The 13,965-nt window shown below is 56.0% G+C and carries 12 protein-coding genes and 1 pseudogene; 5 read left to right on the top strand and 8 right to left on the bottom strand.

What is annotated here, in order from left to right; translation table 11 throughout:
* From nirJ to ACR0AO_RS00055, 3 genes are read left to right on the top strand one after another with little or no spacing between them, the layout of a single operon-like run.
* Positions 1 to 1,212: a heme d1 biosynthesis radical SAM protein NirJ gene (nirJ, locus tag ACR0AO_RS00065; RefSeq protein WP_480598383.1), complete on the top strand. Its 1,212-nt coding sequence runs from the start codon at positions 1 to 3 to the stop codon at positions 1,210 to 1,212.
* Complete coding sequence (locus ACR0AO_RS00060; RefSeq protein WP_480598381.1) at positions 1,187 to 2,812, top strand: cytochrome D1 domain-containing protein; 1,626 nt, start codon at positions 1,187 to 1,189, stop codon at positions 2,810 to 2,812. The genes nirJ and ACR0AO_RS00060 overlap by 26 nt, the downstream gene beginning before the upstream one ends.
* Positions 2,769 to 3,041, top strand: a complete 273-nt coding sequence (locus tag ACR0AO_RS00055) for a hypothetical protein (RefSeq protein WP_480598378.1) — start codon at positions 2,769 to 2,771, stop codon at positions 3,039 to 3,041. Before ACR0AO_RS00060 ends, ACR0AO_RS00055 begins: the two co-directional genes overlap by 44 nt.
* Here ACR0AO_RS00055 and lptF read toward each other — a convergent pair.
* The 7 genes and pseudogenes from lptF to ACR0AO_RS00020 all read right to left on the bottom strand — a co-directional run bounded on the left by lptF (position 3,034) and on the right by ACR0AO_RS00020 (position 9,870).
* On the bottom strand, positions 3,034 to 4,158 hold the full coding sequence (gene lptF / locus ACR0AO_RS00050; protein WP_480598376.1) for an LPS export ABC transporter permease LptF: 1,125 nt from the start codon (positions 4,156 to 4,158) through the stop codon (positions 3,034 to 3,036). The genes ACR0AO_RS00055 and lptF overlap by 8 nt on opposite strands.
* Before the next feature lie 353 nt (positions 4,159 to 4,511).
* Positions 4,512 to 4,835, bottom strand: a pseudogene (locus ACR0AO_RS00045) (IS3 family transposase); the annotation flags it as partial.
* Positions 4,836 to 4,990: 155 nt separating this feature from the next.
* On the bottom strand, positions 4,991 to 5,476 hold the full coding sequence (locus ACR0AO_RS00040; RefSeq protein ID WP_480598374.1) for a RidA family protein: 486 nt from the start codon (positions 5,474 to 5,476) through the stop codon (positions 4,991 to 4,993).
* A gap of 241 nt (positions 5,477 to 5,717) precedes the next feature.
* Positions 5,718 to 6,500, bottom strand: coding sequence for an IclR family transcriptional regulator (locus ACR0AO_RS00035; protein WP_480598372.1), 783 nt, complete (start codon positions 6,498 to 6,500; stop codon positions 5,718 to 5,720).
* Between the two features lie 11 nt (positions 6,501 to 6,511).
* Positions 6,512 to 7,870: a TRAP transporter large permease gene (locus tag ACR0AO_RS00030; RefSeq protein WP_480598369.1), complete on the bottom strand. Its 1,359-nt coding sequence runs from the start codon at positions 7,868 to 7,870 to the stop codon at positions 6,512 to 6,514.
* The gene (locus ACR0AO_RS00025) at positions 7,870 to 8,538 is read right to left on the bottom strand and encodes a TRAP transporter small permease (protein ID WP_480598367.1); all 669 of its coding nucleotides are present in this window, start codon (positions 8,536 to 8,538) and stop codon (positions 7,870 to 7,872) included. The genes ACR0AO_RS00030 and ACR0AO_RS00025 overlap by 1 nt, the downstream gene beginning before the upstream one ends.
* Before the next feature lie 99 nt (positions 8,539 to 8,637).
* Positions 8,638 to 9,870 (bottom strand): TRAP transporter substrate-binding protein, encoded by a 1,233-nt coding sequence (locus ACR0AO_RS00020; protein WP_480598365.1) that lies wholly within the window; start codon positions 9,868 to 9,870, stop codon positions 8,638 to 8,640.
* Between the two features lie 118 nt (positions 9,871 to 9,988).
* On the opposite strand from ACR0AO_RS00020, the gene ACR0AO_RS00015 reads away from it, so the two are divergent.
* Complete coding sequence (locus ACR0AO_RS00015; RefSeq protein WP_480598363.1) at positions 9,989 to 11,611, top strand: GMC family oxidoreductase; 1,623 nt, start codon at positions 9,989 to 9,991, stop codon at positions 11,609 to 11,611.
* A 150-nt stretch (positions 11,612 to 11,761) separates the two neighbouring features.
* Here ACR0AO_RS00015 and ACR0AO_RS00010 read toward each other — a convergent pair whose 3' ends face one another.
* Positions 11,762 to 11,890, bottom strand: coding sequence for a hypothetical protein (locus ACR0AO_RS00010; RefSeq protein ID WP_480598361.1), 129 nt, complete (start codon positions 11,888 to 11,890; stop codon positions 11,762 to 11,764).
* A 757-nt stretch (positions 11,891 to 12,647) separates the two neighbouring features.
* Here ACR0AO_RS00010 and ACR0AO_RS00005 point away from each other — a divergent pair.
* Complete coding sequence (locus tag ACR0AO_RS00005; protein ID WP_480598359.1) at positions 12,648 to 13,652, top strand: S1 family peptidase; 1,005 nt, start codon at positions 12,648 to 12,650, stop codon at positions 13,650 to 13,652.
* Positions 13,653 to 13,965: the final 313 nt, after the last annotated feature.

The raw sequence follows: 13,965 nt of genomic DNA, 5'->3' as shown, positions 1-13,965 counted from the left end.
ATGTTCCGCCTGACCGAATACATGAAGCAACTGGTCGAACCGACCCCGGTTCGCAAACGCCGCCCCGGCCCGGTCAAGCCGGTTGTTATCTGGAACCTGACCCGCCGCTGCAACCTGAAATGCCGCCACTGCTATACCGTGTCGGCGGATGTGAACTTCCCCGGCGAACTCAGCCACGAACAGGCCATGTCCACGCTCGAGGATATCGGTCGGTTCCGCGTCCCTGCCTTGATCCTGTCGGGTGGTGAGCCACTGGATCGCTTTGATTTCTTCGACATCGCCACCCGTGCCCGCCAGCTGGTGCCGATGCTGGCCCTGTCGACCAACGGCACGAAGATTCACGGCGAAACCGCCGACCGCATTGCCGAGGTCGGGTTCAGCTATGTCGGTATCTCGCTGGACGGAATCGGCGCCACCAATGACTGGTTCCGAGGTGTCGAGGGTGCCTTTGCCGACGCCCTGCGTGGTGTGCGTGAATGCAAAAAGCGCGGCATCAAGGTGGGCCTGCGGTTCTGCCTGACCGAAGGCACCCAGCACCATTTGCCCGACCTGATCCAGCTGTGCGACGATGAGGGTGTCGACAAATTCTATCTCAGCCATCTGGTCTATGCCGGGCGTGGCGACAAGAACCGGGGCGAGGACGCCGAGCGCGAGCGTACTCGACGCGCGATGGACCTGCTGATAGATCGCGCCTGGACCGGCGTATCCAAGGACGCCCCCCTGGATATCGTGACCGGCAACAACGACGCGGATGCGGGGTATTTCCTCGACTGGGTCGGCCGCAATTTCGATCAGGCCAAGGCCGCCCATGTGCGCGAACATCTGGTTGCATGGGGCGGCAATTCCAGCGGTCTGGGCGTCGCCAATATCGACAATCTGGGCCGGGTGCATCCCGACACCTATTGGTCGGACTATACCGTCGGCAACGTCAAGACGACGCCGTTTTCCGAGTTGTGGACCGGAGACGATCCGATGCTGGCGCTGCTGCGCACCCGTCCGCGCCCACTCAAAGGCCGTTGCGGCGAATGCAGATTACAGGACGTGTGCGGCGGCAACACCCGCATCCGGGCGCTGCAACTGACCGGCGATCCCTGGGCCGAGGACCCGGCCTGTTATCTGGACGATGCCGAAATCGGTGTGAAAAGCGCCGAGCGGCTTGAAGTCACACCTTTCCGGGGGAAAAGCCATGATCCGGCGCATCAGTTCTTTTGATCCCGTGGCACGCTGTTCCGCGATGTCCGGACAGGCTGAGCGTACGGGAACCTCCGGCGGGCGTATTGTGAAAAAGATAAAGATCGGGGTCGTTTGTTCCCTTTTGGGCGCGGGGGCTGCGTGGGCGGATGCGCAGTCGGACTATGCCGAATATTGTGCTTCGTGTCATGGCGATAACCGGCTGGGCGGGGTTGGTCCGGCGCTGATCCCCGAGACACTGAAGCGGATGCGGGGGCCACGCGTGGCGGAGGTGATCGCCGAGGGGCGCGCAGCGACGCAGATGCCGGCATTTTCACAGGATCTGGACGCGCCACGGATCGAGGAACTGGTGGACTGGCTGAAATCTCCGCTGGAAATCGATCCGGAATGGGGCGAGGCCGAGATCATGGCCAGCCGGTCTCTGGACGAAGACTATGTGCCGGTCGATGCGCCGGTCTGGAACAGTGATCCGATGAATATCACGCTGGCGGTGGAAACCGGCGATCACCATGTCAGCGTTCTGGATGGCGACACGTTCGAAGTTCTGGACCGGTTCGAGACACCTTTCGCCGTGCATGGCGGGCCGAAATTCAGCCCCGACGGGCGCTATGTCTTCATCATGTCCCGGGATGGCTGGGTACAGAAGTATGACATCTGGGCGTTGCAACAGGTGGGCCGGGTGCGAGCCGGTTTGAACAGCCGCAACATCGCCATGTCGGGAGACGGCAAATGGGTGGCGGTGGCGAATTACCTGCCGAACTCGCTGACCTTGCTATCGACGGATGACTTGTCGGTGGCCAAAGTGATCGAGGTCAAGGGCAAGAAGGGCAAGCCAAGCCGCGTTTCAGCCGTTTATCAGGCACCGCCGCGGGAAAGCTTTGTGCTGGCCCTGAAGGATGTACCCGAGATGTGGGAAGTTTTTTATGGTGCCAACCCGCCGCAATCCGGGCTGGGTCACGATTTCCGTATAGAAGGGCAGTTCAAAAACCCCGACCCCTTCCCGGTGCGCAAGATCACCACGCCCGACTATCTGGACGATTTCTTTTTCGATCAGAGCTATGAATATGTCATGGGCGCGTCCCGCGATGGCAAGGGGGGACAGGTAATCGACCTGGTGATCGGGCATAAGGTGGCCGACCTGGACCTGCCGGGGATGCCGCATCTGGGCTCGGGCATCACCTGGAAACGCGGTGAGACCACGGTCATGGCAACGCCGCATCTGACAGATGGGTTGGTGTCGGTGATCGACATGGGCAACTGGCAGACCGTCAAGCGGATCACCACCGAGGGGCCCGGGTTCTTCATGCGCAGCCATGAGAATTCACCCTACGTCTGGGCCGACGTGTTCTTTGGTCCCAACAAGGACGCCATGCATATCATCGACAAGCAAAGCCTTGAGATCGTGAAGACCCTGCGCCCTGCCCCCGGCAAGACCGTGGCGCATGTGGAATTCACCCGCGATGGCCGCCATGCGCTGGTGTCGGTTTGGGAAGACGATGGTGCCGTGATCGTCTATGACGCCAACACGCTGGAAGAGGTCAAACGCCTGCCAATGCGCAAACCCTCGGGGAAATACAATGTCTGGAACAAAATCACCTTCTCCGAAGGCACCAGCCACTGAAGGCAAATGGCCGGTGTGGAAACTGGCCCTGCTGCTTTATCCGGCGACAGCACTGACGGTCGCGATCAACCTGTTCCTGGCCGGGCTGGTTGCGCACCGAGTCGGCTTTGTCGCCATCAGCCCCGTATCGGCAATCCTGTGGTCAATCCCTCTGGGCGTTCCGGCCACATGGCTTGCTGGACGCTGGTTGCGCGGGTTGATGGACGAGGCCGACGATGACGTCAGCTAGCTGCGGCGGACCTGCGAAACAGCTTCAGCGGCCTGCCCGCGACCGACAGGAAAACCGAAGAGATCGTCACGCCGACAAACGCCGGTAGGTATAGCAACCCCCAGAACTCAGGCCGCGCGATCACCAGCGGCGCGACAAAGCCCCGGACGCCCTCGAGGATCACCAAAATGGTGAACGCGCCCAGAATCTGCGGCCACAGGCCAAAGCGGGAAAAGCCGCCCAGCATCAGCGTGGAATACCCGACCAGAGACACCGCGATACAGATGAACGTCCATGAAAACCGTTGGTGCAACTCTTCACTGATCTCGCCCTGTGAATAGTCCTCTGCTTCGGCCATCGCATCCGGCCCCCGCAGCAGGTCAATCGTCGGAACCGCCTGCAGGCTGCGTTTAAGGCCCATCTCGTCATCGGTCAGCGACGAGATATCATAAGTCGCATCCTCGAACAGCGTCGTCGACATCGTGCGGTTTTTCTTGTGATAGCGCAGCGCCATTCCATCCAGCATGACAAGATTGATGCCGCTATTGCCGCGCACGAGATAGGCCTCGGCCCCGGAATAGGTCACGGGCACCTGCGGATCGCGCCGATCGGACAGGTACACATCCTTGAGCGTTCCATCCAACTCGATCCGGCCTATATACACCGTTACCCCGTCGGAAGGATGAAGAAACTCTCCCTCGTTCAGAAGCTGAGCCGTGACGTCCCCGGCCACCTCTTCCTGGCGCAGTTCAAGCTGAAGAACCGAAGCCGGGCGCAAATAGATGCTGATGGCGCCCATCATCAGCCCCGCGATCACGCCGAACCACAGAACGGGTCTGGCCAGCCGCCAGGGACTGAACCCGGTGGCCAGCATGACCGTCAATTCGCTTTCCCGATTCAGCCGGTTCGTCGTGTAGACAGCCGCGGCGAATATCGCCATCGGCATCACTGTGCGGATCAGCGTCGGCAGGGACAGCGCCGTGAACTCCAGAAACACCACGGCCGACTGACCGCCGCTGATCACCTTGTCGAACAGGCTGACCGAACGGGTGATCCAGAACACACCAACCAGCACCAGCGTGAAAAATCCGAACAGTACCAGCAGTTGCCGCAAGAAGTATCCATCGAAACGCGACATGTCACTCCATCGGCTGCACCCCGTCGAACCGACAGTATTCCATTTCCACGGCCGATAAAACCGCGATTGCACGATCACCGATAAGGACCTTTTCCAACGTGCAGGGCTTGTCAAAAGGGGCCGGCCTCTCAGCAAACCATACGAGTCCTATGCTGAGACCGTTGCATCAAGAACTTTTGCATCAACCCGATCAATCTCTGCTTCGTGCCGTCTCAAAGTGTCAGAGGCGTTCGCTGGGCTCAGGGCTTCGGTAACGGGGTCGTGCCAGTCAAGTGGTTTTTCTCTGAGCAATTGAACCGCCAAAGCGGTGCTATGGTCTCCAATTGTATCCGTCCTGCTGCTGTTGCGGCCTTCACCCGTGCACCCGAGATGCTTGTATCAGCCATCAGGCAAAGGTTCTCGCGGCAGCAATCATCGTTCAAGGCCAGAATGTGCAACCTGCGCGATGCATCGAACATGTCGGACAGGAAGCCCAGGACCGCCGCTCGCCGGGCCTCAAGCGCCTCCGGCGCCGGTGTCCGCGACCCACGGGCCCGTTTCCGCCCCTTTGGCCGCCTGACGCCCAGCTTCTCCTCCGAATAGAGCCAGTAGAGCTTCTTGTGGTTCATGATTATGCCTTTGCGTTCCAGCATCACGCCAGTCCCGGCTCGATGATGGGGCTGGCCGAAACGGGTTCGAAAATCCGGCTGACGCCAAATGATGTTAACAAGAATACTAAACGGCTACGCTTGGTTCGTGTAGCTCAAGAAAGATAGATGTAGGTGTCTTTTCAATTTCATAACCTTCGGCTCTTGCTTTGCCACAAACCTTCAGCAAGGCCGATGTTGGACTGTCAGGCAGAGATCATGACCTCGCCCTCAATTTCCATCGCGAACCCCAGAGGCAACCCAGACACACCAATAGCAGACCGGGCATGGCGACTGACGTCTTGGCCGAACACATCAACGATCAAATCGCTAAAACCATTCACCACCACATGTTGATCCGAGTAGCCCGGAGCAGATGTCACCATACCAAAGACGCGAACCCATCCCACAATTCGTGACAACTCACCTATTTCTGCCTTGAGGTTCGCCAGCACCGTCAGGGCCACTTCACGCGCCTCTGCATATGCCTGATCCGTTGTCATGTCGGCACCGACGACTCCGAAGGGTCCGGCCAGACTGCCATCCAATGCGTTCTTTGGGTGACCTGAAAATAGCGCACGATCACCTCTGACATTTACAAATTTGAAAGGCAGATGCAGACCATCAGGCAATTTGGTCGGCGCCGGCAATTTCAGGCCCAATTTTTCAAGTCTGCTTTCGGGTGACGACATAATGCTTCCTCAAACTAGTGCTCGGTTTGAAAGCTAGTCCAATAGACGGTCAATGTCTTCATTGGGCTCCGTGTGAACAGGGCCGTGCTTGAATGACATAGTGGCGGAGCGAGTATCCGCGAACTCCGACTTTGCAACTCGAACAATCGTCTGACACAGCTTCCGGCCAAGCGTAGCGTCAGCAGACATGACGGTTTCAGTCGGCTGCCCACCTGAATGGTCTCATCCGTTTTTCCAAGGCCTATTGATTCTGGTTGAGTTCAGAGAGTTTTGCCGCCGCTGTCTTGAGAGGTTCAAGGAAGCCTATTATTTGTTCAAGAGAGCAGCGCATGACAGGAGCATGTACCGACAATGTTGCCAAAAACCTGTCTTGCGGATCAAGAATCGGAACTGCGATCGCAGCCATCCCAGCCATGAATTCCTCGTTGTCTTGCGAATAACCGCGCCTTCGGGTTTCGGCCAGTTCACGCCGAAGTTCGTCGGGATCGGAAATTGTCCGTTCGGTCAGTTTTTCTAACGGCCTCGCAGACAAGACGCCGTTCAAAGTCGTGGATCGCAAAGATGACAGATACATCTTGCCGCTTGCCGTACAGTGAAATGGGACTTGTGTGCCCCTTGGCAGTTGTATGCGCAAAGGCCACTCGGTTTCTACGCGGTCGAGATAAGTCATGCCTTCCCGGTCCGGCGTAGCAAGATTTATGGTTTCGCCGATTTCTTCAGCGGCGCCTTTCATTATGGCCAACCGTGCGGTGCGCACCCGTTCCGATGACATCGTATTGACGGCCAATGCCCTCATTCGATCGCCGGGTCCGTAGGAGCGCCCGTCGATATCACGCTGTAGAAAACCCTCAGCCTCTGCTGTTTGCAATAACCTGTGGATTGTAGGTTTTGGCAAACCCATGGTCTCGATCAGGTCCGTGGGTTTGACAGACACACCTAGGCGCGCAACCTCTTCCAGTATTCTCAGAAGCCGCAGGTTGGTGGGAATCTGAGTATCTTTCGAAGGATCGGCGTCGTCAGGCATCTCTTTTCAATCTATCTGGCCGGCAGCAGGATCAATGCCAGATCTGGTACAAGTGAAACCAAAATCCAGACACCGATCAGAGCTACAAGATAGGGTACCGTATAGCGGAGCAGGCGGAAATATGGAACACCGGTCACTCCGGATGCGACATAGAGGTTCAGTCCGTAAGGCGGAGTGATAAAGCCAATCGATGCGCCAACAAGGAAAATCACCGAAAAGTGGATCGGGTCAATTCCGACCGAAGCAGCGATGGGTGCCAGGATCGGAGCCAGGATGATCGTCACCGGCAAACTTTCCAGTACCATACCCGAAAAGAATACGATCACCATCGAAGTGAACAGAACCGCGTGATAGCCGCCCATCGAAGTGACGAAATCACCGATTGTCTGTTGTGCCCCCAATAGCGACAGAATCTGCTGCATCACGACTGAAATGGCAATCAGAGGAGCAAGGATGCCAGTGATCTGGGCTGACCGCACCACGATCGACGGGACTTGTGGAATGGTGAAGCCCTCGACGACAAACATTTCGGCAAAACTCGTTTCCGAAACCGGTTTATCCCGGTGAGATCCCATGATCTTGTTCAATGGATAGCTGATCAGCCCGGCAATGACGCAGAATCCTACGGTAACGCCCGCCGCTTCGGTCGGAGAGAATTTTCCGGTGTAGATGCCCCACAACACAAGGCCGATGGCAAAGAAACCCAGCCAGGCGCCAAGCGCTGTTTTGAGAACCCGGTTCAGTTGCAGCGGAATCAAGTGACCCCAACCGTTGATCCGACAGATCATCCAGCACGCAATTTGCATTCCGATGACCATCAGCGCGCCCGGCAGAATTCCCGCCACGAACAAGTCGGAAATGGGCAGGTTCAGGAGGAAGCCATAGACGATGAAGATAATCGATGGCGGGATGATGATCCCGACGGTCCCGCCGGCAGCCGCGGTGGCTGCCGAGAAGCGTTCGTCATACCCGCCTTTGACCATTTCAGGATGCAACATGGACCCGATCGTGGCGGTAGTGGCCGAGTTTGATCCCGAGATAGCTGCGAACAGACCACACGCACCGAGCGATGCCATGGCCAGCCCGCCCCGCAACCAGCCCAGACAGGCATAGGCAAAATTAGACAACCTGCGTGCGATGCCGGACTGGTTGATCAGGTCTCCGGTCAGAATGAAAAGCGGCATGGCCAGAAGCGCAAACCCCTTGTTGAAAACGTTCATCAGTTCGGCGCCCACATTGTCGAGTGTCAGGCCCAGCACGAAAGAGCAGCCAATCACCCAATATGCGATGACCAGCAGCACCGGGACACCGAGCATGAAGAAAAACGTGACCCCAATCGAGATCAGAGTGACCAAGGTTCCATCGCTCATCACACATCCCCCCCGATAACAGCTTGTTTGATCAATGGCTCGCCATTGCGGTAGTTGCGAACGTCGTCAAACAGGTTTTCGAACACCCGCGCCGTCATGAGAACGGCAGAGAACGGCACCGTGATCAGGAACCACCATTGCAACGTATTGTCGGTACCCAGAACAATCTGGAAGTTCGACGCGGAAAGTGCGGTCGCACGGGAGGTTGTAACAACCATGATGACCGCGAAGACAAGCCAAAGTACCGCGTCCAGGGTCAGGCAAGCCATTTGGCCGGTGCGGGGCATGGCCATGCGAAACTCCGCGAAACTGAGGTGCGTACGCAAGCGAACATTGAAGGCCGCGCCGAACCAGGCCATGATCATGAACAGCAACGGCGGAATCGTCGTTGACCAGGGTTGCTGGTTCGAAAAGACGAAGCGATCGATCACACCCCAGAAAATAATGAAAGCAATGGCCAGATAGCTGTAAACCATGATGGTACGCTCAAGATGGCGATCCAGCCACGGAATAATCTTGTAAATCCACAAGACAAGCAGCCCGGAAAGTGCGGTTGCTACTGCACCAAACACCCAAGCTCCGTCGGCCTTGAGTGCATTGCGGATCTCAAAGCTGTCCCAAGACGCGAACGCGCTGAATATGTCACTTATCTCTGACCAGAGTGCCATCTTTCCCTCCCCGAAGTGCCAGTCGGCTTTATCTGCCTTCGGCACAAATTCTTTGGCCGGCACGCGGAAGCACGCCGGCCCGGTCGTTCCAACCCTTGATCAGGACTTCCACCAACGGCGCGGTTCGACGTTTTCGGGCTTCATATCGGCCGGAACCTGACGCGCGATGTCATAGATTTCCTGATAGGTATCGATGCCACCGGCCCATTTATTCAGGCGCTCGCGCCAGTCGGCCCAAAGATCGGGCTGAAATTCGGGCGAGCACATCTCTTCGGCCATCTTGATCTGATCATCGGCCAGGAAGGCGTTGCGCACGTTGTTCTCGGCAAAGATTGTACCGGGCATCTGCGGATCGGAGTGACCCACGGTTTTGACCAGCGCGGCTTCATTCGCGGCCTGAACATGGGTTTGTGCCCAATAGGCCGATTCCATGACGGCGTCCTGCAGATACCCGTCCAGGCTGTCGAACACGCTGACGCTCATCGATGTATGCTCGGTGCCGCAGAAGAATTTCAGATCAACCGATTGGCTCACCACGGGCGACATGTTGGCGTAAGCCACCGCCGACGCCCAGGTTTCCGCACCATCAATCAGGCCCTGTTTCAGACCGTCCAGCGTTTCTTCCCAGGCCACCGGCACCGGATTCAGATTCAGCGCCTGCATGGCGATCCGGCCCAACTGGGTACCGGTCACGCGGTTCTTGGTGCCAAACAATTCTTCCAGTTTGGTCACTGTGGGCTTGTCTTCCCAGCCAAGTCCCAGCTGGATTCCGCGGAGTTCGCAATGGCTGAACAGGAACTTCAGACCGTGACGCTTTTCAAGGGGATCGCGCAGGATGCGCTGCGATTCGGGACTGTAGAGGAAATGATACTGCGAGGCACGGCCAGGGAACATATAGGCATAATCCAACACGTTCAGATATGGCGCGCCACCTGCCGAGTTTTGGGTGGAGGCGGCATAAATGTCGACGATTCCCTGTTGGGTCTTCTCAACACAGGACGTCTGGCCACAGATTTGGTTGTTGCCGATGAATTCGATGCGAATTTCACCATCGGTGCGGCTTTCCAGATCGCGTGCAAATTCAAGTGCACCCGCTCGTTCGATCAGCAGGTTCTGCGCGTTGAAACCAGAGGCGCCGAACTTCAGCGTATGTTTTGCAGGCTTGGCGAAGCGCTTCTCGTAGGTCGATTCTGCCGCACTCGCAAGGTTCGCCAGACTCATGGCGCCCCCGAAGCTTCCGGCAGCCAGAAGCGTTGAGCTAAATCCATAGGTTCCTGCTACGCGAAACAGATCGCGCCGTGAGATTTTGCTCAGTTTGCTGGAGACACGCATGTCTTTCCTCCCATTTTTGCAGTTATTGAGACTTGTGGTCTCATTTTTTATCGATTATTGAATGGTGACGCAAGGAAATTCTCGAAACCCCAGAATCTTGCCGCCGGAGGATGCGCCTATGTCGCCGAAAACAGCCGATTTTCTGATAGTTGGAGCAGGGTCAGCTGGCTGTGTTATTGCCAGCCGGCTGAGCGAAAACCCCGCGAATCGGGTGATTCTTCTGGAAGCCGGCGGGCGTGACCTGAATCCCTGGATCCATATTCCGGTCGGGTATTTCAAAACTCTGCACAACCCGAATACGGATTGGTGCTACAAGTCAGAGCCCGATGCGGGATTGAACGGTCGGTCACTGGATTGGCCGCGCGGAAAGACCCTTGGGGGCTCCAGTTCGATCAACGGGCTTTTATATGTGCGCGGACAAAAGGAAGACTATGACCGTTGGGCGCAATGCGGCAATCGTGGTTGGAGCTACGATGAAGTACTTCCCCTGTTCAAGCGGTCGGAAGCCCACGAAAACGGTGCAGATGATTATCACGGCGGGGATGGTGGCCTGTCGGTTTCCCTGATCCGCGCCAAAAGCGAAATCTCGGAAGCTTTCATCGACGCGGCCGTCGAAATGGGCGTTCCGCGTACCGAAGACTACAATGGGGCTAACCAGGAAGGGGCCGGCTATTTCCATCAGACTGCAAAGGGTGGTTTCCGGTGTTCCTCGGCCCGCGCATTTCTGAACCCGGCCAAAAAGCGACCCAATCTCGAGGTCATTACCCACGCGCATACGGAATCGTTGATCTTCGACCCGACTGAAACCAGACGTGTGATCGGCGTTCGCTATTCCCGGCATGGCCACACTCATGAAGTCCTGCTCAATCCCGGTGGAGAAGTGGTGTTGTCAGCTGGGGCAATCGGATCACCTCAAATCCTGGAGCTTTCCGGGATTGGCCGCGGCGAAGTTCTTCAAAGGGCTGGCGTCAATGTTCAGCATGAATTGCCCGGTGTTGGGGAAAACCTTCAAGATCACCTCCAGATTCGTCTGGTTTACGAAGTCAACACGCAAACCCTGAACGATGCCATCAACCGTTTCATTCCGAGAATGGGGATCGGCCTGAACTACGTGGCGTTCAGAAAAGGCCCAATGAGTCTGGGTGCCAGCCAGGTATGTGTATTCGCAAAGTCGATGGACGGCTTGGAAACGCCTGACATTCAATTTCACTTCCAGCCGCTCAGCGCGGACAAACCGGGGATCGAGATGCACCCATTCTCGGGCATCACATCCTCTGTCTGTCAGTTGCGCCCGGAAAGCCGTGGTCACATACATGTCAGTACTCCGAAGGCATCGGACCATCCGAAGATCGTACCGAACTATTTGTCGGCAACCGCTGACCAGCTCTGCGCGGTGCGCGCTGTCAAATTCGCGCGCGCCATGACCAAAACCGATGCTCTCAGCCCATTCATCGTCCGCGAGCATGTCCCCGAGGGCAACCCGCAGACTGACGAAGAGCTTTTGGACTGCGCCCGGAATATCAGCCAGACCATTTATCATCCCACCAGCACCTGCCGAATGGGTAATGACGATCTCGCCGTTGTTGACGACCGGCTGCGTGTGCATGGTATTCAAGGACTGCGTGTTGCCGATGCCTCAATCATGCCCGACATCGTTTCGGGCAATACCAACGCCCCCACCATTATGATTGGCGAAAAGGCCAGCGACATGATCCTCGAAGATCGCGCGGCCCGCGCCTGACATTCACTCCGGACTTCAACCCTCACAGTTGACGCCACTACAAAAAAACCTCCGAAGAATGGAATGCCCCCTCTGGATTGGTCTGACGTTATGTTTGGAAAACGGAGGGCGAAGAATGGGGAACAAGCGACGCAAGCCCGAGGAAATAGTTCAGAATTGCGGCAGGTAGATGTGCTTGTCGGCCAGGGGGTGCAGCGTGTGGATGCGATCCGAGAGGTTCGCATACCGAACGCGTGCGGAAGCATGGAAACGCGCGGACGGGTCGACCATCAGCGTCACTGGTACGTTCTACAAACGAAACATGACACTGGAAGATGTGGACGAGTTCTTCGTCTCGGAAGATCAGAGAGAATAATTCCTTCAACCGTCCGATCTTTCTGGGGCAATCCATCAATAGACATCCGTCGGGGCCGCTATATGATAGTTGCAGTCCCGGCGCAGTCCCGGGCAATAAACCAACGAAGTGCAACAGCGGCCATACCTCCAACACATTGCTTTTCTTGAGTAAAAGTGGTGCCCGGGGGCGGAATCGAACCACCGACACGAGGATTTTCAATCACATGCCCAAATTTAAAATCAATACTTTACACTCATCTACGTGATTTACTACGTAACTATCGCCATAGGAGCCACCGGCTAACACATTGAATACACCGGGAAAATATCCTATACTGAGACCATATGTCAGCTATGGGCACATTCCATTTCTGGTATAATAGCTATACAGCTTTGAAGAAATATTCCGAACTTCGACCAAGAACAGACAGAAGTCTATGGCTCAGAATATCCAAAGACCATGGAACAGAGCAAAACGCTGCGCATTACAAGTGTACGGCTAGATAGTCGGTCTCATTGAGGGCCAAACCTAGAAATTTCAACCGCAACAAACCGGACCCTGGTGCGAGACAGATTTCATCCATCGCACGACCCACCTCGACGAAATAAGTTGCTGGCCGTTCTAACATATGCTGCAAGAAGCACTTTAATAAACCAGAACCTCGGTTAGATTGCAGCGTATTCCCTATGTGAAGTTGCCATGCCATTCCCATACAACCCTCATCCCAGTGAACTTGACGAGCGGGGACTGTTCTTAGTTCAAGACCCAGCCCTGCGAGCAAAAATCTTACCGCTGTTCGCCTTTAATCCACAAAAACCTGAACAGCGCCCAATTGGCTATGGCACTGCGTTTCGGCTCGACCCGTGGGGAGGATGTGCAACCGCATTCCATGTTGTCGAAGACATGCTCGTGGTTAATGAAACCAGAGACGGGGTCAAGGTGTTGCCTGACAACCGATTGGTCGCGCTTGAGATCAACAGCTTAGCCTATGGGAACAACCCACTTCCTCCCGACGCGTGGCGGCCTTTTGCCGCGATGAACGCTCAATGTGTGGTAGACAACGAACCGCTCCAACATGCTCAGCTTCGCAATTTGACGGAGATTGCATCTATGGTCATCCACTCGTCAGACCATGACACGAAACCTGCACCGTTCCTTGCGTTGGACCTTTCGCATTGGCACCCGAAGGTCGGTGAAAAAGTCATGGCTCTCGGCTTCGCTGGGCTTGACTTGGATAAGAGTGGGCAAGGCGATGACCGCCCACTACAACAATACATTTACGGATCAATCGGGACGATCTTCGAAATAGAGCCAGCCAGTGGAGATCGGCGAAGGTCTTGGCCGATGATACGAGTAAATGCAGAATGGCCTGGGGGGATGAGTGGTGGGCCTGTGCTCAATGAAAGCGGTCAAGTCATCGGGTTGGTCAGTGCTGGCATCGAAGGACAGGGGGTCGCTACGGCCACATATTTTTCAGGATGGGATGTCCCCGAAAAAATTCTCAGAACTGTAGAGCCATACAATTCGGGCTGGTTTCGCTGTTTTGGCGTCTTCGACCAGATGGGAAGCTTGATAACAACCGGACCGGAAAAAGAACCTCTTAAGCAGTTTGCAGTCGACCATGGGTATAGGAAAGTCAGACCAATATCTTACCGCTTCGGCACGGACGAATACATGAGTAGGGCAGATGACGACGAACTGTAGAATGATCGAACGTTTCATAAGCGCCGCGACGTCAGCGCAACGTCTTGAACAATTTTGCCGTGAAATTGGCATTTATGGATCGGGAAATCTTCATTCGTTTCGACAACCCACTATTTACATTGAGGGCTGACGTAGACACCTCAACGTACAGATACTGAACAGTGCATTGGGTTATCGCCTGCCGATGGCGGAAACGGTTGTCCCGATGAGCCAGAGGTCTATTAGGGTCAGGACCCATTGATTTCCGCTTGGCTGCGTGATTCACGGTTCGAAAATCGAGCGGTGACCATGTCTGATCTTTTCTGGCTGACGG

This window comes from Ruegeria sp. AF8, assembly GCF_056541825.1.
This window is presented reverse-complemented; position numbering and strand designations above follow the sequence as displayed.